Annotated in this window: 17 protein-coding genes, 3 tRNA genes and 1 riboswitch; of the genes, 15 read left to right on the plus strand and 5 right to left on the minus strand. The window is 65.0% G+C overall.

Translation table 11 applies throughout. The features are described 5' to 3' along the window. Positions 1-109: 109 nt before the first annotated feature. Both IEX97_RS05395 and IEX97_RS05400 read right to left on the minus strand, forming a co-directional pair. Complete coding sequence (locus IEX97_RS05395; RefSeq protein WP_188881634.1) at positions 110-349, minus strand: hypothetical protein; 240 nt, start codon at positions 347-349, stop codon at positions 110-112. 60 nt (positions 350-409) lie between these two features. Continuing rightward, a complete protein-coding gene (locus tag IEX97_RS05400; protein WP_188881635.1) occupies positions 410-583 on the minus strand; it encodes a hypothetical protein in 174 nt (57 codons plus the stop codon). Positions 584-789: 206 nt separating this feature from the next. On the opposite strand from IEX97_RS05400, the gene argC reads away from it, so the two are divergent. Genes argC through IEX97_RS05415 form a run of 3 tightly spaced genes read left to right on the plus strand, consistent with a single transcriptional unit; the run spans position 790 to position 3,848 of the window. Further along, positions 790-1,839 (plus strand): N-acetyl-gamma-glutamyl-phosphate reductase, encoded by a 1,050-nt coding sequence (gene argC / locus IEX97_RS05405; RefSeq protein ID WP_188881593.1) that lies wholly within the window; start codon positions 790-792, stop codon positions 1,837-1,839. Positions 1,840-1,857: 18 nt separating this feature from the next. Beyond that, positions 1,858-2,664 (plus strand): acetylglutamate kinase, encoded by an 807-nt coding sequence (argB, locus tag IEX97_RS05410; protein WP_188881594.1) that lies wholly within the window; start codon positions 1,858-1,860, stop codon positions 2,662-2,664. Further along, the gene (locus tag IEX97_RS05415; protein WP_229776438.1) at positions 2,664-3,848 is read left to right on the plus strand and encodes an aspartate aminotransferase family protein; all 1,185 of its coding nucleotides are present in this window, start codon (positions 2,664-2,666) and stop codon (positions 3,846-3,848) included. Before argB ends, IEX97_RS05415 begins: the two co-directional genes overlap by 1 nt. A 135-nt stretch (positions 3,849-3,983) precedes the next feature. On the opposite strand, the gene IEX97_RS05420 is transcribed toward IEX97_RS05415, so the two are convergent. Continuing rightward, entirely contained in the window at positions 3,984-4,460 is a 477-nt protein-coding gene (locus IEX97_RS05420; protein WP_188881596.1) for an N-acetyltransferase, read from the minus strand. Between the two features lie 170 nt (positions 4,461-4,630). On the opposite strand from IEX97_RS05420, the gene IEX97_RS05425 reads away from it, so the two are divergent. The 6 genes from IEX97_RS05425 to cspE all read left to right on the plus strand — a co-directional run bounded on the left by IEX97_RS05425 (position 4,631) and on the right by cspE (position 14,970). Continuing rightward, a complete protein-coding gene (locus IEX97_RS05425; RefSeq protein WP_188881597.1) occupies positions 4,631-9,190 on the plus strand; it encodes a glutamate synthase-related protein in 4,560 nt (1,519 codons plus the stop codon). A gap of 296 nt (positions 9,191-9,486) precedes the next feature. Then, entirely contained in the window at positions 9,487-10,455 is a 969-nt protein-coding gene (gene argF, locus IEX97_RS05430) for an ornithine carbamoyltransferase (RefSeq protein ID WP_188881626.1), read from the plus strand. Between the two features lie 2 nt (positions 10,456-10,457). After that, positions 10,458-11,741 (plus strand): argininosuccinate synthase, encoded by a 1,284-nt coding sequence (locus tag IEX97_RS05435; RefSeq protein ID WP_188881599.1) that lies wholly within the window; start codon positions 10,458-10,460, stop codon positions 11,739-11,741. Further along, on the plus strand, positions 11,738-13,111 hold the full coding sequence (argH, locus tag IEX97_RS05440) for an argininosuccinate lyase (protein WP_188881600.1): 1,374 nt from the start codon (positions 11,738-11,740) through the stop codon (positions 13,109-13,111). Before IEX97_RS05435 ends, argH begins: the two co-directional genes overlap by 4 nt. A gap of 189 nt (positions 13,112-13,300) precedes the next feature. After that, positions 13,301-14,509 carry an aspartate kinase gene (locus tag IEX97_RS05445; protein WP_188881601.1) on the plus strand — a complete coding sequence of 403 codons (1,209 nt, stop codon included), beginning with the start codon at positions 13,301-13,303 and terminating at the stop codon, positions 14,507-14,509. A 257-nt stretch (positions 14,510-14,766) separates the two neighbouring features. After that, entirely contained in the window at positions 14,767-14,970 is a 204-nt protein-coding gene (gene cspE / locus IEX97_RS05450) for a transcription antiterminator/RNA stability regulator CspE (protein WP_188881602.1), read from the plus strand. A gap of 72 nt (positions 14,971-15,042) precedes the next feature. Here cspE and IEX97_RS05455 read toward each other — a convergent pair whose 3' ends face one another. Beyond that, on the minus strand, positions 15,043-15,759 hold the full coding sequence (locus IEX97_RS05455) for a cupredoxin domain-containing protein (protein ID WP_188881603.1): 717 nt from the start codon (positions 15,757-15,759) through the stop codon (positions 15,043-15,045). 211 nt (positions 15,760-15,970) lie between these two features. Continuing rightward, a riboswitch (ZMP/ZTP riboswitch) is annotated at positions 15,971-16,050 on the plus strand. A 57-nt stretch (positions 16,051-16,107) separates the two neighbouring features. On the opposite strand from IEX97_RS05455, the gene serA reads away from it, so the two are divergent. The 6 genes from serA to IEX97_RS05485 all read left to right on the plus strand — a co-directional run bounded on the left by serA (position 16,108) and on the right by IEX97_RS05485 (position 20,483). Then, positions 16,108-17,691, plus strand: a complete 1,584-nt coding sequence (gene serA, locus IEX97_RS05460; RefSeq protein ID WP_188881604.1) for a phosphoglycerate dehydrogenase — start codon at positions 16,108-16,110, stop codon at positions 17,689-17,691. 55 nt (positions 17,692-17,746) lie between these two features. Then, positions 17,747-18,841: a 3-phosphoserine/phosphohydroxythreonine transaminase gene (gene serC / locus IEX97_RS05465; RefSeq protein WP_188881605.1), complete on the plus strand. Its 1,095-nt coding sequence runs from the start codon at positions 17,747-17,749 to the stop codon at positions 18,839-18,841. Between the two features lie 9 nt (positions 18,842-18,850). After that, the gene (locus IEX97_RS05470) at positions 18,851-19,996 is read left to right on the plus strand and encodes an HAD family hydrolase (RefSeq protein ID WP_188881606.1); all 1,146 of its coding nucleotides are present in this window, start codon (positions 18,851-18,853) and stop codon (positions 19,994-19,996) included. A gap of 234 nt (positions 19,997-20,230) precedes the next feature. Next, positions 20,231-20,323 (plus strand) — tRNA-Ser (locus IEX97_RS05475). Positions 20,324-20,328: 5 nt separating this feature from the next. After that, positions 20,329-20,405: transfer RNA gene (locus IEX97_RS05480), tRNA-Met, on the plus strand. 3 nt (positions 20,406-20,408) lie between these two features. Beyond that, positions 20,409-20,483 (plus strand) — tRNA-Thr (locus IEX97_RS05485). A gap of 165 nt (positions 20,484-20,648) precedes the next feature. Here IEX97_RS05485 and IEX97_RS05490 read toward each other — a convergent pair. Beyond that, positions 20,649-21,728: an NAD(P)H-dependent flavin oxidoreductase gene (locus IEX97_RS05490; RefSeq protein ID WP_188881607.1), complete on the minus strand. Its 1,080-nt coding sequence runs from the start codon at positions 21,726-21,728 to the stop codon at positions 20,649-20,651. Positions 21,729-21,754 lie beyond the last annotated feature (26 nt).

Raw genomic sequence — 21,754 nt, forward strand, 5'->3', positions numbered from 1 at the left:
CCCTCCTGGAACTGCCATCAGCGTTGCATCTACGGATAATATGCGCAACGCAGGCGCCCCAGTATGCGCAACGCAGGCGACCCGCTTGCCACCGCGCGGCTGTGCGGCCTTACGGGCTGCTCGGGCTTTCGTATCCGTGCATCATCATCCCGCCGCCCATGGGCGGAGTCCCAGGGTAGTGCATCACACCGTAGTGCGGTGCCGGATGGGTGTAGGCAGCCATCGCCGGTCCCGACGGGGCGGCGGTGAACACCGCATGGCCGGGGCAGAGCAGGAAGAACAACACGAAGATGATGAGAAAGACGACAGCCCAGCGCGTATAGGGTCCAAATTGGCCTGCATACATCATTCATACGCTCCTTTCCGGTGTACTTTTCATGCCGCGTTTCGTGCCGCGGCCAGCCTTGGGTTACGGGTTGCTCTCGGCACCGGAGATGAATGCCCCCGGATAGCCGTACGCGGCGACGACGGCACCGTCCGCCGCTCCGGCTGGTCCGTAAGCCGGCACGAACAGGAAGAAGAGCACGAAAATGATGAGGAACACCACCGCCCACCTTGTGTAGCCCCCAAATACACCATGCATTCCACCTGACCTCCTTTGTTCACCCGGACGGCCGCCATGCGGCCTTGGCCCAGGCTGAAGATACCTCATATGATGATGGGACATCGCCCTTCGGGCACGGACACGCGCGGAGAATATACAGCGAGGGATTCTCAAAGCTGTCGCCGGTCGTTATAATGGAGCACATAGATTGCATTAAAATTCACATTCGGGGATGTTTATACGATATGGCTGATACCAAAGTCAGGGTGGGCGTCGTCGGGGCGAGCGGCTACGCGGGCATGGAGTTGTTGCGGCTGTTGGCCCATCATCCTGGCGTGGAACTGACGTACGTCGCAGGCAACCACGACGAGTCCAACCCGCTCCCAGAGACGTTTCCCTTTCTGCACGGTTGGGATGAACTCCGCATCGAAGCGTTCGATGCGGAGTTGTGCGCGCGCCGTTGCGACGCGGTGTTTGTGGCGCTCCCGTCCGGGGTGTCGGGCGGGATTGCGGTCCAGCTATGGCGGATGGGTAAGCGCGTCATCGACTTGTCCGGGGACCTGCGCCTGCCTCCGGATCAGTACGAAGCATGGTACCAAAAGCCGGCGGTGGATGCGGAGGCGTTGGCGGCCGCGGTGTACGGACTGACGGAATGGAACCGGCCTCTTGTCCGCTCCGCTCAACTCGTCGCGAATCCAGGCTGTTACGCCACGGCGGTCCTGTTGGCGCTGTTGCCCGCGGTGGTGGCAGGTTGGATGGCTGACGGCCAACCGGTGGTGGTGGACGCGAAGTCCGGTGTATCGGGTGCCGGCCGGCATCCCAAACTCCCGTATCAATTCGGGGAGCTGGCCGACAACTTTTATGCCTACCGGGTGGGCCGCCACCAGCATACGCCGGAGATTGAGCAGCAACTGGCGCGAACCGGGGGCGGCCAGCGCGTCCTGCTGACGACCCACCTCATCCCGGCGGTGCGCGGCATCTACGCCACCTGCTACATCCCGCTGGCGCGTCCGGTGCCTCTCGCCGAGGCGTTTGAACACTACCGTTCGGTGTACGCAGGAGAACCGTTCATGCACGTGCATCCGCCGGGTCAGGTTCCGGAGATGAAGCACGTGCGGGCCTCGAACCGTTGTCACCTCGGATTGGCGGCAGACGGTCGCAGCCAGGTGCTCATTGTGATGTCGGTCATCGACAACCTGCAGAAAGGGGCCGCGGGTCAGGCGTTGCAGAACTTCAATCTGATGCACGGCTTTCCCGAGACGACCGCGCTCCATGCTTGGCCGGTGTATCCGTGAGGCAAGGGAGGGTCCCTGATGGCCGTGACCGTCTTGAAGATTGGCGGCGCGTTGCGGGATGACGCGTTGCAGGCCGTGGTCCGGGCTGTGCACGCAGCGCGCAGGGCAGGAGACGACGTCGCCGTCGTCCACGGCGGCGGGCCGCGGATTACGGCCGCGCTCGCAGAGGCAGGCATCGAGCTGCCGTTCGTCGATGGATTGCGCCTGACGACGCCGGAAGCGGTGACGGTCGTCGAGCGCGTGCTCGCCCGCGAGGTCAACGGCGAACTCGTGGCACAGCTGTGCGCAGCCGGCCTTCCGGCCTGCGGCTTGTCGGGTGCGGACGGCATCCTGTGGGCGCGCGGCCTGCCGGGGATGCAGCGCACCGGCGAGGTGGCAAGGGTCGAGGTGCAACCTGTCCGTGCGGCGTGGTCGGCTGGACACGTGCCTGTCCTGGCACCGGTGGGCGTGGACGAACATGGGCGGCGCTACAACGTGAACGCCGATCTCGCCGCCGCCGCGGTGGCGGGCCGTCTCGGCGCGCGGCGGGTGGTCTTTCTGACCGATGTACCGGGGATCTATGAGGACTTCGCCGCCAAACGCCTGTTGACGGACGTGCGGGCGGAACGGCTGCGGGCGTTGCGGTCCGCGGGGTGTTTCACCGCCGGGATGATCCCGAAGGTGGAAGCGGTGCTTGCCGCCATCGACGCGGGGGTGAAACAGGTGTACGTCGTGGATGGACGCGATGAGGCGGCGGTCACCTGGGCCGCCACCGATGCGGGCGAGGCGGAGCCGCGGCCGGGCGCCTTTCCTGGCACGCGCGTGACCAAAGAGGAGGTGGCGTGATGACGACGCCGGTGGATCAGGTCTCTGCGTTGGCAGGGGCCCAAGGGTCGGCCGATTGGCCGTTGATGGACAATTACGGGGCGCGATCGCGGACGATGGTGCGGGGCGAAGGGGTCTACCTGTTCGACGCCGAGGGGAAGCAGTACCTTGATTTTACGGCCGGGATCGCGGTGTGTGCCCTCGGGCACAGCCACCCGGAACTGGCCCGCGCGGTGGCTGAACAAGCGCATACCCTCATCCATTGTTCCAACCTGTACCTCATTCCGCAGCAGGTGGAGCTGGCGCGCAAACTGACCGCGTTGAGCGGGTTGGACAAAGCGTTTTTCTGCAATTCGGGTGCCGAGGCGAACGAAGCGGCCATCAAGTTGGCGCGACGGTACGCCTGGTCGCGCGGGGAGACAAAGCGCACCCGCATCGTCTCGTTGCCGGGCGGCTTCCACGGGCGGACGCTCGGGGCGTTGTCCATCACGCCGAAACCCGCCTATCAAGAAGGATTTCACCCGCTCATTCCGGATTGTTTCACGCCGGAATCCCTGTCGGCGGTGGTGGATGCCATCGACGAGCGCACGGCGGCGTGCGTCGTGGAAGTGATCCAGGGCGAGGGCGGCGTCCGGCCCGTGCCACAGGACTTGCTGCGAGACATCGCCGCCCGTTGCCGCGAGCAAGGTGCACTCCTCATCGTCGATGAGGTGCAGACCGGTGTCGGGCGGACCGGAACGTTCTTTGCGTTCGAACAGGTCGGGCTCAAGCCCGACATTGTGGCTTTGGCCAAAGGCCTGGCGGGCGGTGTCCCGGCGGGTGCGGTGTTGGCGCGTGCCGAGATCGCGCAAGCTTTGACACCCGGCAGCCATGGCAGCACGTTCGGCGGCAATCCGTTGGCGATGGCGGCCGGCAACGTCGTCGTCGACATCGTCCGCCAGCCCGCGTTTTTGGCGCACGTGCGGCAGGTCGGGGCGTATCTGGCATCCAGGTTGCGCCCGCTGGTGGCCGAGTTGACCGGGGCCGGGCTGATGTGGGGATTCAGCGTCCCGGACGCGCGTGCGTTTGTCGCGCGTGCCGCGGAGGCGGGCGTGTTGCTGACGGCGATTGGAGAACACCGGGTCCGGATGGTGCCGCCGCTCATCTTGGAGGAGGCGCATGTCGACGAAATGGTGGCGCGCCTGCAGCGGGCTGGGTTGTTGTGATGCGCGGGGCTGGCACCGCCAGCCCTCTTGTTTCATCCTGTGCTTGTGTGGGAAGATATCCACGCGCGTCAACGCAAGGGGCCGGGTCCACGGGACGGACGGACCCGCACAAAGGGCGATAGAATAAGGAAGATGTCAGGCGTGAACCGGAACGGGGGCTGTGGTATAATATATCATAGCCACTTCGTCACAGTGGGCGAATTTCCGGCAGTGGATGCAATCTTTCCATATCTTATGCGGGAGTGTTTCCTTTTGCACAACTTGAAATCCTAGCTTTGCGAAGAACGCGGTCTGGTAGGTCAGCGAGAGTACCTGCGGGACGCCGAGCGCGGCGGCCTCTTCAATCAGGCGCTCCACCAGTTGCCGGCCGATGCCTTGCCCCTGCACGTCGGGGTGGACCGCCAGCGACCGGATCTCGGCGAGGTCCTTCCACAGGATATGCAGTCCCGCGGTACCGACGATGCGTCCGTCCAGTTCGGCGACGAAGAAGCACTGCAGGTGCTCGCACAGAGATTGAACGGTGCGGGGCAACAGCAACCCCTGTTCGGCGTACATCTGAATGAGCTGGTGCATCTCCTCGACGTCCCGGATGCACGCTTTGCGAACCAACATGGGCCATGCCCCCTCAGAGTGCGCATCCTGAAGATGCACATCCGGCTCATGAATTATTTATAACACGATCTAGCATTTATATTCAACATGTCGTATATTTTTTCGTGTACGGATACGGGATGGCTCGTGCCCACCGCTGCGACGACATCGAAAGAAAGGAAGTGACGTAGTTGGACTTGAACGCCTTCACGACGCAGTTCGTCCGCGAACACGACGCTTGCGGGATCTTCTCCCGCATCGAAAAGACGGGGGTGCCGAGTCACAAAACGGTTCGGGCGGGTGTCGAAGCGCTCAAGGCCCTGCGTCACCGGGCCGGGTACGTCCTGAACGAGGGTGACGGGTGCGGCCTGTTGCTCGACATCCCGCGGCCGTTGTGGCGGCGATGGCTCGCGGAGCCGGGGCGTGCGGACGCGGTGGACGATGCGCGGTTTTTCGTCGCCCATCTGCTCGTCCAGCGCGCGTCGTTTGACGACGCGATGGCTGCCGTGCGCCAGCAACTGGCCGATGCAGGATGCAACATCTTGATGGAACGGATCGACCAAGTGGACGGGGACGCCCTGGGGCCGCTGGCGCGCCGGGAGAATCCGGTGTTCGTCCAGGTGGCCGGTTTGGCGCCGGAGCCGTCCGATGCGCCGCTGTACCGCTTGGCGGTGGCGCTGGAGAAGCGCGCCGGGGTGCACGTGGCGTCCATCAGCCGCACGGTCGTCGTATATAAGGTGGTCGGCGACGGGGACACGCTGTGGCGGTTTTACCCGGACTTGCGGGATCCTGATTGCGTGTCGGTCTTCGTCTTGGCGCATACGCGCTATTCGACGAACACGGCGACGTCGTTCTCGCGCGTGCAGCCGTTCAACCTCCTCGGCCACAACGGAGAGATCAACACCATCACGCGCTTCTTCGCCGAGGCAGGGATGATAGGTGTCGATCTCGACCCTGGCTTCAGCGATTCGCAGATGGTCAACGGGGCCCTGCACGCGCTGACGGCGGAGCGTGGCTGGACGCTGTTTGAAGCGGCGGAGCTGTTCTTCCCGCCCATCATCAACGAGATCAAGCAGATGGCGCCCGAGTTGTCGGACATGTACATGTTCCTGCGCTCGCTGTGGGGTCCTTTCAGCCAGGGCCCGGCGGCCATCATGATGCGGTTCGGCAACGAGGCGGTGTACTCGGTCGACGCGCTCGGGTTGCGCCCGATGTGGCTGGTGGAGACCAAGGACGCGTACTGCTTCAGCTCTGAGCAGGGCATCGTGCCGGCCGACCTGTGGGTGGCTGATCCCAAGCCGCTGTCGCCGGGTGAGAAAATCGGCGTCGTCATGGAGCCAAACGGCGTGCGCCTTTACAGCTACCCGGAGCTGCAGCGCGTGGTGCTGGAGCGGATCAGCCAGCGGTTCCAGTTCGCCGGCGAGGGCAAGAACATCCACTTCGCGGGGCCGTTCTCCGAACAGCGCGAGGTCGTGGCACACCCGGAGCGGGACCACAAGCCGCTCGCCATCCGGGCAGCCGCGTTCGGATGGCGGGAAGACGACTACAAGATGCTCGAGTTCGAGGCGCAGACGGGCGCCGAGCCCATCCGTTCGCTCGGGTACGACGGCCCGTTGGCGGCGCTCGATCCGTCGCTGCGCCTTTTGTCGGACTTCTTGCAGGAGACGGTTGCCGTCGTGACCAACCCGGCCATCGACCGGGAGCGCGAGATTGAGCACTTCAGCACACGCACGGTGCTCGGGCGGCGCCCGTCCATCTCGGGGTTGTACAAGGAAGCGCCGCGCATCGAATTGCAGTCGCCGCTGCTCTTTGAGGAGTTGCCGGAGGAGACCGGGATCTCGCGCGAGGACATCCAGGCGCTTGCGCACCGCCACGGCACGCTCTGCCTGGAGGACGCGCTGGCGGCGTTGCACACCAGCCCGTACGGCACGGTGGAGATCCTCATCCATCGCGAAGGCGGGGAGTCGGTGGAGCATGCGCTCGAGCGGTTCCGCCGCGAGGCGCTCGAGGCGGTGCAAGCCGGGGCGAACGTCATCGTGCTCGACGACCGCCTGACGTTCATCCGCGGTGCGCACGTCGATCCGTTCCTCGCCGTGGCCGCGGTGCACAAGGCCCTGCAGCGGCCGGCCTCGAGCCAGGGCGGCGAGCACCTGCGCCGGCGCACGAGCCTGGTGCTGCGCAGCGGCGGCCTGCGCAACCTGCATGACATCATGGTGGCCATCGGCCTTGGTGCCGACGCCGTCGTGCCATACCTCATGTGGGAGGTGGCGGCGAGCAAGGGCAGCATCCAGGCGGTGGAGAACCTCTACAGCGCGCTGTGCAAGGGGATCGAGAAGGTCATCTCGACCATCGGCATCCATGAACTGCGCGGATACGAGCGGCTTTTCTCCGCCATCGGCCTTGCCAATCCGATAGCGGACATCTTGGGCGTGCCCAACTTCTGCGGCGCGGACCAGGTCGGGTACGGCTTTTCCGACATGGAGCGCGAGGCGCACGAGCGGCAGGAGATCTACGACACGCCGGAGGAGCGCAAGCTCAAGCGCCAGCGCAGCTACCATCTGTATCCGCGCATCTGGAAGGTTGCGGGCGATGTGGCGCAAGGTACGGCGGCGTACGACACCTTCGCCCAAAAGCTGCATGAGCTGGAGCGGGAGAACCCCATCAACCTGCGCCACTTGCTCGACATCCGGTTCCCGGATCAGAGCCGTGTCGAGCCGGAGGCGGTGGATACGTCGGTGGACATCCACCAGTACCCCATCGTCATCAGTTCGATGTCGTTCGGGTCGCAGAACGAGATCGCGTACCGCGCGTACGCGGAGGCAGCGTACCGCTTGAACATCGTCGGCCTCAACGGCGAGGGCGGCGAGATCAAGGACCTGTTGACCCGCTATCCGCGCAACCGCGGCCGGCAGGTGGCGTCCGGGCGCTTTGGCGTCAATGCGGAGCTGTGCAACGGCGCGTATGTGCTCGAAATCAAGATTGGCCAAGGGGCGAAGCCGGGCGAGGGCGGACACCTCCCGGGTTCCAAGGTGACGGTCAAGGTGGCGCAGGCGCGCAACGCGACGCCCGGCACCGACCTCATCTCGCCGTCGAACAACCACGACATCTACTCGATTGAGGACTTGGCGCAGGTGATCTACGAGCTGCGGGAAATCAACCCGTTGGCCAAGATCGCCGTCAAGGTGCCGGTGGTGCCCAACATCGGAACCATTTCCGTCGGCATCGTGAAGGCGGGCGCCGACATCGTCAACCTGAGCGGATTCGACGGCGGCACGGGCGCGGCGCGCGCGCACGCCCTGCGCCACGTCGGCCTGCCGATGGAAATCGGCGTGAAGTTGGCGCACGACGCCCTTTGCGAGGCGGGCCTGCGCGACTATGCCGAGATCTGGGCGGACGGCGGCATGAAGTCGGGCCTCGACGTGATGAAGGCCATCCTGCTCGGCGCCAACCGCGTCGGTTTCGGGACCATGGCGATGGTGGCCATCGGCTGCACGTCGTGCCGCGCCTGCCACAAGGACACGTGCCACGTCGGGATCGCGACCCAGATGGAGCACAAGGAGGAGGCCATCGCGAAGGGCCTCAAGGTGTTCGAGCTGCGCGAGTTCGATCTCGCCGTGGAGCACCTGGTCCGCTTCTTCGGCAGCATCGGGGAGGACGTCCGCCGCTTGACCGCGCGCCTTGGCGCGACCCGCACGCAGGATTTGGTCGGCCGGCGCGACCTGCTCGAGCAACTGCTCGGGCTCGACCGGGTGGACCTCTCCTGGTTGACGCAGTACGAGCAGCGGTACATCGGTCGCGGGACGCGCATCGTATACCGCACGTTCGAAGAGGAGCAGGCGGCCGAAACCGCGGTGGCGGCCACCCTGGCCATGGCGGTCGGCACCGATGTCGCCGGCCCGGTGGCGGTCGATCCCGGCCTGCAATTGGTGCAGGGTGCTGCGGGTGTGACCGGGGAGCCGGTCGAAGTGCGGGGTGTGCCGCGGGCACTCGGCACGCGCGACAGCGGCGAGCGGGTTCGCAAGGGCGTGCAGGGTGACGAGCGCGTGGTGCACGTCTACCGCCATGTGGCGGGCAACGGCTTTGCCGCGTACCACACCGCGGGCATGTACTCCATCGCCCACGGGGGTGCGCAGGACGGCGTCGGCAAGGGCGCGTTCGGCGGCAAGATTGTGGTGCTCAAGCACAAGGGACCGGACGGCATCTGGCGCGGCGGTTCGGTCGGCAAGGGTTTGGCGTACGGCGCACAGCGCGGCCTGTTCATCATCCAGGGCAACGCGGACGCCCGCGCCGGCATCCGCCTCTCGGGTGCGGACGTGGTCATCGGCGGCGAGGTGGAGGGCCACCTCGACGACAGCCTCGGCTGGATTGGCGCCCGGTCCAATGTGAAGGGCTTCGCATTCGAGTACATGACCGCCGGCCGGGCTGTGGTGCTGGGCGACCCGGGCCCCTGGATCTGCTCCGGCATGACGGGCGGTTCCGTCTACCTGCGCCATGACCCGTCGGTCGGCCTGACCGAGAAGGCGCTGCGGCGCCGGATTGCCAAGGGTGCCAAGGTGTCGCTGACGATGCTCGATGAGCAAGGGGTGCGCGATGTGCAGGAGCTGCTCGACGCGTACCAGAAGGAGCTGCGCCGCAGCGGCCAGAACGAGGCGGCCGACAAGCTCCAGCCGCTCATCGACGACCCGGCTCAGCACTTCCTGATGGTCCGTCCGGGCGAAGGCATCACGGATCAGGACATCGCCACCGAGTGAGTCCGGCGTGTTGCGGCAGGGCGAGCCTGTGCGGCTCGCCCCTTTCCATGCTTGGCTGCCAGCGTTTGGCCGTAGCCGTGATCTTGATAAATATACATATCGATGTATAATCATTCGAGAAGGAGCCTGATTCGGTCACGCAGTCTGGCAGCGGCCGGAACTTGGATGCGGAGACACGCCGGAGAGGAGAATGTACGGTGACGGTGTGCAGCACGGTCGGTTACGTCGGGCGGGGCAACGCCGTGATTGTGCCGTTGGGAGAGGGCTACCTCTCCGTCCGCCTGCAGAACGCCCTGATGGCGGCGCATCAGACGATGCGGGGCAAGGACTTCCTCGATTTTACGGACTACACGGGTGAGCAGTTGGAGGCGCTGCTCCGTCTGGCGGCGGTGATGAAGGAAGCGCAGAAGAGCGGCTTTGCCCACGCGGTGTTGGCCGGGAAGACGCTCGGCATGATTTTTGAGAAGGCGTCGACCCGCACCCGGGTATCGTTCGAGGTCGGGATGCTGCAGTTGGGCGGGCACGCGCTCTACCTGCCGAGCGGCTCCACCCAGATGGGCCGTGGCGAACCCATCGCCGATACGGCGAAGGTGCTCTCTCGTTACGTGGACGCGGTGATGATCCGCACCTTCGGCCACCATATTGTCCAGGAGTTCGCGGAACACGCGACGGTGCCGGTCATCAACGGGCTGACGGATGAGCACCATCCGTGCCAGGTGATGGCGGACGCGCTCACGATTTGGGAGAAGAAGGGAACCCTCAAAGGCATCACGGTGGCTTACATCGGCGACGGCAACAACATGGCCAACTCGTGGTTGCAACTGGCGCCCAAGCTCGGGATGAACATCCGCGTCGCGTCGCCTGCCGGCTACCTGCCCGCACCGGACATCGTGGAGCAGGCGAAGAAGTGGGCGGTCCAGAACCGGACGCAGGTGCTCGTCACGACCGATCCGGTGCGCGCCATCGAAGGGGCGGACGTGGTCTACACGGACGTGTGGGCGAGCATGGGCGACGAGGCGGAAGCGGAGGAGCGCAAACGGGTGTTTGCGCCGTACCAAGTCAACGAGGCGCTGTGCGCGTATGCGAAAGCGGACTACATCTTCATGCACTGCCTGCCCGCCCACCGCGGTGAAGAGGTGGCGGCGGAGATCATCGACGGCCCGCACTCGGTCGTGTTCGACGAGGCGGAGAATCGCCTGCACGCGCAGAAGGCCATCCTGGCCGCGCTGATGGCGGATGCGGGCGCGTTTGGAGAGGAGAGCTGAATATGGCGGAAAAGCTCGTCTTGGCGTACTCGGGGGGCCTCGACACGTCGGTGGCCATCGCGTGGCTGAAGGAGAGGTACGGGTACGACGTGATCGCGATGTGCGTCGACGTCGGCGAGGGGAAGGACCTCGACTTCGTGCAGAAGAAGGCCATCCAGGTCGGGGCCGTGAAATCGTACCGGATTGACGCGGTGGAGCGGTTCGCGCGCGACTTCATCCTGCCGGCGCTCAAGGCCAACGCGTTGTACGAAGGCAAGTACCCGCTTGCCTCGGCCTTGTCGCGTCCGCTCATCTCGCAGCTGCTGGTCGATGTGGCGGCGGCGGAAGGCGCGGTGGCGGTGGCGCACGGCTGCACCGGCAAGGGCAACGACCAGGTGCGGTTTGACGTCTCGGTCAAGGCGCTGAATCCGTCGCTCAAGGTCATCGCGCCGGTGCGGGAATGGGGCTTCACGCGGGATGAGGAGATCGCCTATGCGAAGGAACACCGCATCCCGGTGCCGGTGACGGCCGACAGCCCGTACAGCATCGACGCGAACCTGTGGGGCCGCGCCATCGAGGCGGGCGTGCTCGAGGACCCGTGGGCGGAGGCGCCGGAGGACGCGTTCGAGTGGACGAAGAACCCCGAGAAGGCGCCGGATGAGCCGGAGTACGTGGAGATTGAGTTTATCTCCGGGGTACCGGTCGCGTTGAACGGCGAGCAGATGCCGCTGTCGCAGCTCATCGCGCAGCTCAACCGGATCGCCGGGGCGCACGGCGTCGGGCGGATCGATCACGTCGAGAACCGCCTCGTCGGCATCAAGTCGCGCGAAGTGTACGAGGCGCCGGCGGCGGTGGTGTTGGTCCACGCCCACAAGGAGCTGGAGGCGCTCACCCTCACGCGGGAAGTGGCGCAGTTCAAGATGGGCATCGAGCTCGAATACAGCAAGCTCATCTACAACGGCCTGTGGTTTTCGCCGCTCAAGCAGGCGCTCGACGCGTTCATCGAGGAGACGCAGCGATATGTCACCGGCAAGGTGCGCGTGAAGCTGTTCAAAGGCCACTTCCAGGTGGTGGGCCGCCGCTCCGAGAACTCCCTCTATCGTCACGATCTCGCCACGTATTCGGCGGGCGATGCGTTCGATCACCAGGCGGCGGTGGGATTCATCACGTTGTGGGGCATGCCGACGACCGTCCACGCGGGCTTGCACGGTGCTGCGGGTGTCCGAAGCGAGCCGTTGTCAGGGCAGCACGTGTCGGTTCTGTCTGCAGACGCAGCTGTGGCGAGCGGTGGGGATGCGAAGGCATGAAGCTGTGGGGCGGACGTTTTCAACAGGACACAGACAAGCTGGTGGAGGAGTACACCTCCTCCATTCGTTTTGATCAGCGCTTGGCGGCGGTCGACATCCGGGGCTCCATCGCCCATGCCCGCATGCTCGGCCGCCAGGGCATCCTCGATGCGGCGGAAGCGGACGCCCTCGTCTCCGGGTTGCAGGCGTTGCTCCAAGACATCGAGGCGGGCCGGGTGTCGTTCCGCGTCGAGGACGAGGACATCCATATGAACGTCGAGCGGCTGCTCCACGAGCGGATCGGACCGGTCGCGGGCAAGCTGCACACCGCGCGCAGCCGCAACGACCAGGTCGCGCTCGACATGCACCTGTACATGAAGCAGGCCATCGCCGAGGTCATGGCCAAGGTCCGGGAACTGCAGGCGGCGCTCGTCGAAGCGGCGGAACGGCACCTTGACGTCATCATCCCGGGGTACACCCATCTGCAACGCGCGCAGCCGGTGCGCTTGGCCCACCACCTGTTGGCATACTTTTGGATGCTCGAGCGCGATCACGCCCGCTTCGCGGACACGTTGCGCCGGACGGACATGATGCCGCTCGGCGCCGGTGCGCTGGCGGGGACGACGTTTCCCATCGACCGGGTGCAGGTGGCGGAGGAACTGGGCTTCGCCTCGCTGTACGAGAACTCGCTCGATGCGGTCTCCGACCGCGATTATCTGATCGAATTCCTCGCCGCGGCGAGCATCCTGATGATGCATTTGTCACGGTTGGCGGAGGAGTTCATCCTCTGGACGAGCGAGGAGTTTTCGTTCATCGAACTGGCGGACGCGTACTGCACCGGATCGAGCATGATGCCGCAGAAGAAAAACCCGGACGTGGCGGAGTTGGTGCGCGGCAAGACGGGGCGCGTGTACGGGCATCTCATCGGCCTGCTGACGGTGCTCAAGGGCCTGCCGCTCGCGTACAACAAGGACCTGCAGGAAGATAAGGAAGGGGTGTTCGACACCATCGACACCCTGTTGCCGGCGCTCACGCTGTTCGCCGGGATGGTGCGGACGATGCGGGTGCGGGAGGACCGGTTGGCGGAGGCGTTCGCGCGCGACTTCTCCAACGCCACCGACGTGGCCGATTACCTGGCGCGCAAAGGGGTGCCGTTCCGGGAGGCGCACGCGGTGGTCGGGCGGCTGGTGCTCGAGGCCATCCGGCGCGGGACAAACCTGGCGGGGTTACCGTTTGAGGTCTATCAGGCGGCGTCGGATCGGTTCGCACCCGACATCTACGAGGCCGTCGCGTTGGAGCGGGTGGTGGACGCGCGGACATCCCGCGGCGGCACGGGCCGCGAGGCGGTGCTGGCGCAGTTGAACATGGCGAAGGCTGTGTTGGGCGAGTAAATCCCGTCCCTGCGGGCGGACGGAGCAAGCCGCGCCCCTTGGGTCTTTTCACACTCCGGGAACTCCGCTATCATAGATGCGTTGGACAACGGGGCTCGTGTCCCTCGTACGGCTGTGCGGAGCGTGGATAGAGAGACCGAACTCGATAGAGAGATCAAACCATATGGAAGAGAGCAGGAGAGAAGCGACGTGCTGGTTGTGCAGAAGTTTGGTGGAACGTCGGTCGGCAGCATCGAACGGATAGAGGCGGTGGCCGACATCATCAGCCGCACGCTGCGGGCGGGCCACCAGTGCGCCGTCGTGGTCTCGGCGATGGGGCACTCGACCGACGAATTGCTCGCGCTGGCGCACGCCATCGACCGCCTGCCGGACCCGCGGGAGCTGGACGCGCTGTTGTCGACCGGAGAACAGGTATCGGCGGCGCTCTTGGCCATGGCGTTGCAGAAACGGGGGGTAAAGGCGCGCTCATTCACCGGTTGGCAGGCGCGCATTTACACCGAGCCGGTGCACGGAGCGGCCCGTTTGGTGCGCATCGAGCCGGACGGGCTCAGGGAGGCCATTGCGCAGGGGGTCGTCCCGGTCATCACCGGATTTCAGGGCATCGCCGGCGAGGATGTGACGACCCTGGGCCGGGGTGGGTCGGACACCTCGGCCGTGGCGGTCGCGGCGGCGCTCGGCGCGGATTTGTGCGAGATCTACACCGATGTCACCGGTGTCTTCACCACTGACCCGCGTGTGGTGCCTCATGCGCGCAAGCTCAGCGAGATCTCGTACGACGAGATGCTCGAACTGGCGAACCTCGGCGCGCAAGTGCTCCATCCGCGCGCGGTGGAGGCGGCGAAGCAGTTCAACGTCCGGTTGGTGGTCAAATCGAGTTTTGTGGAAGAAGAGGGGACATGGGTCGTGGCTACGGCGACAGGCTTTGAGCAGCGGCAGGTGGTGACCGGCATCGCGTTCGAGCGGGAGGTGGCCCGCATCGCGTTGATTGGCGTACCGCTCCATCGGCACGGATTGGCGTGCGTGTTCGGCGAACTGGCGCAAGCGGGCATCAACGTCGACGTGATTGTCCAGAGCGTGGTGCAGTCGAGCGATGTCGACGTGTCGTTCACGGTCAAGGAGGCGGACTGCGAGCGCGCGGTGGAGATCCTGGGCGGCCTCAAGGACCAGTTGGCGTACCAAGGTCTGGTGCGGGAAGCAGGTTTGGCCAAGGTGTCCATCGTCGGTGCGGGGATGATCAGCAATCCGGGCGTGGCGGCGGAGATGTTCCGCGTCCTGGCGGAAGCCGACATTCCGGTCAAGATGGTCAGCACCTCCGAGATCAAGGTCTCGTGCATCATCCCGGCGGATCGCGTCGAACAGGCGGTCCAGCGTCTGCACGCGGCGTTCCTCGAGCCATAACGCCATCACCCACTCGCCGGACCCGTCCCCTCCCCGCCGGATCGCGTGTACGGGCGTGAATGGGCACACCGGTGCCAGCGCAGGCGGCGGTGAGGCTCGCGCAACGGATACGCGCAACGGACAGGTTGGATGAATACCCCAGGCGGCGCGTGCCATACTACAACCGGTGCGCAGCCGGGCACGGCTGCCACGGAAAGGTGCCCTGGCCCCGCCGCCCCGACGCGGTGCAAGGGAAGGGCGCGGGAGGAGGTTCGACGGTGCGCAGAGGGACCGTCAAATGGTTCAATCCGGACAAAGGGTATGGTTTTATCACGCCGCACGACGGCGGACAGGACGTGTTCGTCCACTTCTCGGCCATCAACATGGCGGGCTTTCGTTCGTTGAACGAGGGCGATGAGGTCGAGTTCGACGTCGAACAAGGCCAACGCGGTCCGCAGGCTGTGAATGTAACGAAGATCTGAGCGACGGCACGAAACGGCACCCCGGGGAGCGTCTCCGGGGTGCCGTCGCTTGGGGTGGTTCGGCACGGTCGGTCACGGTGTGACCGCGGGGCGGGTGGCGGTCGGCGAGACGGTGAACGTCACCAGCACTTCGCCGCGGTGATGGGGTGTCGTGCACACGATGGCGTATTGGCCAGGTGTGCGCGCGTGCCAAGTGAAGCGCTGCACGTCACCGACTGCACCGCGCCCCACCACATAGGCCGGCAAGCGACCGGCGCGTACGGCGGGTGTGTTCGGGACCACCATCAGGCTGTGGCCTGCAGCCCGGTTCCCGGTGAGGGTGGCATGCAACGTCCACCCTTGCGGCAGGACGATGTTGCGCCGGCCAATCTGCGGCGTCAGCGCACCTCCCGGCGTGACCTGGTGCACGGTGGTGCCGGCGGCGTTCGTGTTGGCGACCATGTGGACAAACACGGTCTGGGTCGCCGGGTGGGTGCGCACGCTGACCGACGACACAGGTCCTGCGGCCCAGGACCACGCTCCGAGCACCGTGCCGACTGCCCGTTGTGCCACATCGCCCGCCGGGCGGGCCGCGTTTTCCAGTGCATTCCCTGCCCGTTGCATGGCGTTTCCTGCCGCGCGCGTGACGTCCCCCGCCGCATCGGCCGCGCCGCGCACCACATCACCCGCTGCCCGGGCGGTGTGGCCGGCCGCGTTCTGCACGTCGGACGCTGCCCGGTTGGCGTTGGCGCAACCAGCGGTCAGTCCGGCCATCACGGCGGCTGTCCATGCGAGTTTCCACCATTTCATCGCTTGCATCCCCTCCTCGCCACCTTGGTGGATGGTGTCGCACGCAGACAGGGGTTAGTGTGTCCCCGCACGCGGCCTGTATCCGCCGTGCCCGGAAGAAGTCCCGCGCCCGGAAGAAGGCTCCGGAAGAAGGCAAGGCCGAACACGGCCGCGGCGTATTGACGCGGCCGCGTTCGTTCGGTATTTTAGGAAGGAACAAGCTGATATCGCGTGTGCACCGCATGACTGGCGGAAGTGGGTCACCACAGGGGAGTGCGGTGTGTCTTCGTGCCGACCGCCTGGGCCTCTTGCGTGTGAGAGCGTTCAGGCGTTCTTTTGTTATCATCACGTGCGAGGAGGTCGCAGGCCATGAAGATCTTGGTCACGGACGACATTTCTCCGCTCGGCCTCGCGCAGCTCGAGGCGTTGCCCGGGGCTTCGCTCGTCGTGCGGACAGGCTTGTCGGAACCCGAACTTATGGAAGAGATCCGGGACGCCGACGCACTGCTCGTCCGCTCGCAGACACAGGTGACCGAACGTGTCATCGAGGCGGCACAGCGCCTGCGTGTGATTGGGCGGGCCGGGGTCGGCGTGGACAACATCGATCTCGCCGCGGCCACGCGCAAAGGTGTCGTGGTGGTCAATGCACCGGACGGCAACACCATTGCCGCCGCGGAGCACACGTTTGCGATGCTGATCGCCTCCGCGCGCTATATCCCCCAGGCGGATGCGTCCATTCGCCGCGGCAAGTGGGACCGCAAGTCGTTTGTGGGGGTCGAGTTGCGCGGCAAGACCATCGCCGTACTCGGCATGGGCCGCATCGGCACCGAGGTGGCGAAGCGGGCAATGGCGTTTGGCATGCGGGTCCTTGGCTACGACCCGTTCCTCACGGAGGAGCGGGCGCGGGAATTGGGTGTCATCCGCAAGTCGCTCGAGGAGGCCATCGCGGAGGCGGACTTCATCACCGTGCACACGCCGCTCACCAAGGAGACGCGCCACATGTTGAACCGCGATGCGTTCGCCCGCATGAAAGAGGGTGTGCGGATTGTCAACTGCGCGCGCGGCGGCATCATCGACGAAGAGGCTTTGTGCGAAGCGCTGGCGAGCGGCAAGGTGGCGGCGGCCGCGCTTGACGTGTTCGAGCAGGAGCCCATCCCGGCGGATCACCCGCTTTTGTCGTTCCCGAACGTGGTGGTCACGCCGCACCTTGGGGCATCGACGCACGAGGCGCAGGTAAACGTGGCCATCGATGTGGCGGCCGAGGTCGTGCGGGTGCTGCGCGGCGAGCCGTTCCGCAACGCGGTGAACATGCCGTCGTTGACCAAGGAGCAAAAGGAGGTCCTGGAGCCGTATTTGCTGCTCGGTGAACAGCTGGGCCTGTTCATCGCCCAGTTGGTCGACGGGAGCATCGCCGATTTGGAGATCACCTACGGCGGGCAGCTCGCCAACTACGACGTGGCGTTCGTGACACGCACGGTGCTCAAGGGTCTGCTTGGATACCGGCACGGGGATGAGGTCAACTACGTCAACGCGCCTTACCTGGCGGAGCAGTCGGGCCTGTCGGTGCGGGAGACCAAGCAGCCGCGCAGCAAGGTCTACACCAACCTCCTGGCGCTGCGTGTGCGATCGGAGGACGGCGAGCATCGGATTGCCGGGACCTTGTTCAACGGGTTCGGGCCGCGGATCATCGAGATTGATGGTTACTCGGTGGACGCGCCGCCGCAGGGGAAGATCCTCTTCACGCGTCACGTGGACAAACCGGGTATGATTGGCAAGATTGGCACATGGCTCGGCAACGCGGACATCAACATCGCCGGGATGCAGGTCGGCCGCAAGGAGACGGGCGGTGAAGCGGTGATGCTGCTCAGCGTGGACAGGAAGGTGCCGGAGGACGTGCTGGCACAGATCCGCCAGATGGAGGGCATTCGCTTCGTGCGCGCCATCGATCTGTGAGTTGATGCGTGCACGCCATCGAGCTGTGAGCTGGGACGGAGGGAGCGACTGGAAGATGACCGAGCGCAGACGGGTCGACAACTTCGGTGCTGGGCCGGCGGCACTGCCGCTGGAGGTCCTGGAACAGGCGCAGGCGGAGTTTGTGGTCTACAAGGACGCCGGCATGTCGGTGATGGAGATGAGCCACCGCAGCAAGGCGTACGAGGAGATCCACCAGCGGGCGGAAGCGTTGTTGCGCGAGTTGCTCGCCGTCCCGGACGACTACGCGGTGTTGTTCCTGCAGGGCGGGGCGAGCCTGCAATTCGGCATGGTGCCGCTCAACTTCCTCACCGCAGGCCGGCGGGCGAGCTATGTGCTGACCGGCCACTTCGCCGAGAAGGCGTACGAGGATGCGAAGGTGGTGGGGGAGGTCCACGTGGCGGCGAGCACGAAGGACGATGGCTACCGGCGCCTGCCCTCTGTGGAGGAGTTGCAGTGGGACGAGGCGGATGCGTACCTCCACATCACTTCGAACAACACCATCTTCGGCACCCAGTGGCGCAGTTTCCCGGACACAGGACGGGTGCCGCTCGTCGCCGACATGTCGAGCGACATCCTGTCCCGGCCCATCGATGTGGCGAAGTTCGGGCTCATTTACGCCGGTGCGCAAAAGAACCTTGGGCCGTCCGGCGTCACGGTCGTCATCGCGCGCCAGGCGTGGCTCGAGACGTGCCGCAAGGACATCCCGAAGATGTTACGCTACGATGTGCACGCGAAGAACCGGTCGTTGTACAACACGCCGCCCACGTTCTCCATCTACATGATGGGCTTGGTGTTGGCGTGGGTGAAGGCGCAGGGCGGCGTCACGGAGATGGCCCGCCGGGCGGAGGAGAAGTCGGCGCGGATCTACGGCGTGATCGACGAAAGCGACGGATTCTATCTTGGCTATGCCGACCCGGGGAGCCGCTCGCGGATGAACGTCACGTTCCGGTTGCGCACGCCGGAGTTGGAGCAGGCGTTTTTAGCGGCGGCGAAAGATGCCGGATTTGTCGGTCTCAACGGGCATCGTTCGGTCGGCGGCTGCCGCGTCTCGCTCTACAACGCGGTGACGCTGGAGGCGACGGAACGGTTGGCGGAGTTCATGCGGGACTTTGCGCGGAAGAACGGGTGATGGGTGCGGATGTTCGAGACGATTTTGTTTGACATCGACGGCGTGATGCTGAGCGAGGAACGGTACTTCGACGCCTCCGCGCTCACGGTGCTCGAACTTCTGCACAGCCCGCAGTATGCGGGGCTGCCGGCGTATGCCGGACCCGGGTTCGCGGTGCCGATGCCGGAAGAAGACATCCGCAGGGCGCGTCGCCAGGTGTTTGCCGACGACATCGTGCTGCGGATGATGAAGGACCGCGGCGTCAACGCCAACTGGGACATGGTGTATCTGCAGACGGCGCACCAGCTGTTGCGCGTGCTCAAGGCGTGGGCCGAACGCGCCGGGCGGGACGCGGTGGCGGCGGCCGTGCGCGAGGCGGCGCACAACGGATGGGACGCGGCGGCCCTGCGCGCCATCGGGCAGCTGGCGACGCCGTACGTGACCGACGGAACCATCGATTACGCGAGCTACGCAAAGGCGTACGCGGATTGCCGCTCGAAAGCGGAGCTGTTTTCCGCGCTGGAGGCGGCGCTTACGGAGCTGGTGCCCGGGGCCACGCCGTTCGACCATGAGCGAAAACTGTGGCTGGTGGGCCAGCAGGCGTTTCAGGAGTGGTACCTGGGGGACGCATACGTGGCGGAGACGAAGCAGCCGGGGAAGCCGGGGTTCCTGACGGACGAGGTCCCCATTGTCGATCCCGGCGCGTTTGCGGATTTGCTGCAACGGCTCAAGTCCCGCGGGGTGCGCGTCGGGATCGCGACGGGCAGGCCGGAGATTGAGACGCGCGTGCCGCTGACGGAGATGGGATGGTGGACTTGGTTCGATCCCGTCTGCATCACGACGGCGAGCGACGTGCTCGCGGCGGAGATGGCCCGGCCGGAAGCGGCGCCATTGTCAAAGCCGCATCCTTATTCGTATCTGCGCAGCTATCTTCGGTCACCGGCGCCCGAGGTGGTGCTGGCGCACACACTGCCGCTGCCGCGTGAAGAGGGCGACAAGGTGCTCATCGTCGGGGATTCGGTCGCGGACGGATTGGCGGCACGCAAGATGGGCTGCCGGTTCGCCGCGGTGCTCACCGGTCTCGACGGTGCAGCGGCGCGCCCCCAGTTTGAGCAACTGGGAAGCGACTATATCCTGGAGCATGTCCTCGAACTGCCGCGGGTGCTCGGTTGGTGAACGGCGGATGGCGGGTTGGCCTGCGTGCGACGGTGGGACGAGGCCGTGAAGAGGTGCGGCGATGTTGTGTGGTGAAACATGTAAATCATGAGGTTTGTTTCCATGCACCATTTCGTGCCGAAATGGTGTCGAACCTATTGCGATCGGCCCATGGTTCATGCTATGATAAACACCGTCGCACGTGTGGTCAGGTGGAGGATAAGACCGCACGGGCAAAAGTCGCGCGACGCATTCGGAGAGATGTCCGAGTGGTCGAAGGAGCACGACTGGAAATCGTGTAGGCGGTTTTAACCCGTCTCGAGGGTTCGAATCCCTCTCTCTCCGCCAAGCGTGGCGGCGTAGCTCAGTTGGTCAGAGCACACGGTTCATACCCGTGGTGTCAGTGGTTCGAATCCACTCGCCGCTACCATGCGCCACCTTGGCTCAGGGGTAGAGCGGCTCACTCGTAATGAGCAGGTCGTCGGTTCGAATCCGACAGGTGGCTCCACGAAAAACCCAAGAATGACGCGGGTTTCCGGACTTTCGAGTTCCGATGAAATCCGCGTCATTCGCGTTTTGTGCGCCTTCAGTGCGCTCGTTGGCGACGATCGTTTGTGCCCGCGCAATGACGACGAGAGAACCGTTATGCATGGAGCAGTCCAGATGCACCGGACTAACGTTTGAAAGACGTCATTTGGTGGAGCGCAACCAGGCCTTGTTCGACGGTGTCCCGTATGACCGCCGCGGCTGAACGGCGCGTGGCCAAACGTAGTCCCTGTCCTGCCCACAGGGACATATACTCGGGGTTGTTCTGCTTTGCAGCCGCCCTGCGGATGTCCTGCGTTAATGCATTCTGAACCGGGTAAGGCGGGATGTTCCCGGGGTATCCCTTCATCCGTTCCATGAACTGCGTCCGGATCCCCCGCGCAGCCTTCCCGGAGTACGCCCAAGTGATTTCGGTTGCATCCTCTGTGCTGTTGAGAACCCGTTGCTTGTAAAGTGCGTGCGCACCGCTTTCCGGACACGCAAGGAAGGCGGTGCCCATCTGCACAGCAGAGGCCCCTAGGGCGAAACAGGCTATCAACCCCCTGCCGTCCATGATGCCGCCGGAGGCGATGACGGGGACGGACACATGGTCCACGACTTGCGGCACGAGCGCCATGGTACCTATCAGGGAGCGCGACACGTCCGACAGGAACGTGCCACGGTGGCCGCCTGCTTCACTGCCTTGGGCCACGACGGCATCCACTCCTGCCGCTTCCAGTTCGATGGCTTCGTTTACCGTCGTCGCCGTGCCGATGACGACAATGCCTCGTTGCTTCAACTGGGCGATCACGTCTCGCGGTGGAATGCCGAAGGTGAAGCTGAACACCGGCACACACTCGTCCAACACCACTTGGATTTGATCCGCAAAGGACTGGGTGTATTGGTCTAGCTTCGGACTTGGCCCGAGGCCCAAATGGGCTCGAATTTGGTCCAAGTACCGGTTCATTTGCGCGATCTCGTCGTCTGAGGCGACTGTCTCCGTTTCGACAAACAAATTCACGGCAAACGGGCAGTTCGTCAATCTTTTCACTTGACGGATGGCGGTTCGTAGGTCATCCGGAGCCATGTAACCCGCCCCAATTGTACCCAAACCTCCTGCGTTGGACACAGCCGCCACGAGTTCTGGCGTCGTAATCCCGCCTGCCATGCCGGCTTGCACAATGGGGTAGCGAATCTGTACCAATTCTGTAAAGCGAGTTTGGAGCATTCGCGGGCCTCCTTTACGATGCACGC

The organism is Paenalicyclobacillus cellulosilyticus (assembly GCF_014647315.1).
In the GTDB taxonomy this organism is placed as follows: domain Bacteria; phylum Bacillota; class Bacilli; order Alicyclobacillales; family Alicyclobacillaceae; genus Alicyclobacillus_J; species Alicyclobacillus_J cellulosilyticus.

Coding starts and splice junctions, on each gene's coding strand:
- argC (WP_188881593.1), top strand. CDS start 790: ATGGCTGATACCAAAGTCAGGGTGGGCGTCGTCGGGGCGAGCGGCTAC.
- argF (WP_188881626.1), top strand. CDS start 9,487: ATGGCGGCGCATCAGACGATGCGGGGCAAGGACTTCCTCGATTTTACG.
- argH (WP_188881600.1), top strand. CDS start 11,738: ATGAAGCTGTGGGGCGGACGTTTTCAACAGGACACAGACAAGCTGGTG.
- serA (WP_188881604.1), top strand. CDS start 16,108: ATGAAGATCTTGGTCACGGACGACATTTCTCCGCTCGGCCTCGCGCAG.
- IEX97_RS05395 (WP_188881634.1), bottom strand. CDS start 349: ATGATGTATGCAGGCCAATTTGGACCCTATACGCGCTGGGCTGTCGTC.
- IEX97_RS05455 (WP_188881603.1), bottom strand. CDS start 15,759: ATGAAATGGTGGAAACTCGCATGGACAGCCGCCGTGATGGCCGGACTG.
- argB (WP_188881594.1), top strand. CDS start 1,858: ATGGCCGTGACCGTCTTGAAGATTGGCGGCGCGTTGCGGGATGACGCG.
- IEX97_RS05420 (WP_188881596.1), bottom strand. CDS start 4,460: ATGTTGGTTCGCAAAGCGTGCATCCGGGACGTCGAGGAGATGCACCAG.
- IEX97_RS05470 (WP_188881606.1), top strand. CDS start 18,851: ATGTTCGAGACGATTTTGTTTGACATCGACGGCGTGATGCTGAGCGAG.
- serC (WP_188881605.1), top strand. CDS start 17,747: ATGACCGAGCGCAGACGGGTCGACAACTTCGGTGCTGGGCCGGCGGCA.
- IEX97_RS05435 (WP_188881599.1), top strand. CDS start 10,458: ATGGCGGAAAAGCTCGTCTTGGCGTACTCGGGGGGCCTCGACACGTCG.
- IEX97_RS05415 (WP_229776438.1), top strand. CDS start 2,664: ATGACGACGCCGGTGGATCAGGTCTCTGCGTTGGCAGGGGCCCAAGGG.
- IEX97_RS05490 (WP_188881607.1), bottom strand. CDS start 21,728: ATGCTCCAAACTCGCTTTACAGAATTGGTACAGATTCGCTACCCCATT.
- IEX97_RS05400 (WP_188881635.1), bottom strand. CDS start 583: ATGCATGGTGTATTTGGGGGCTACACAAGGTGGGCGGTGGTGTTCCTC.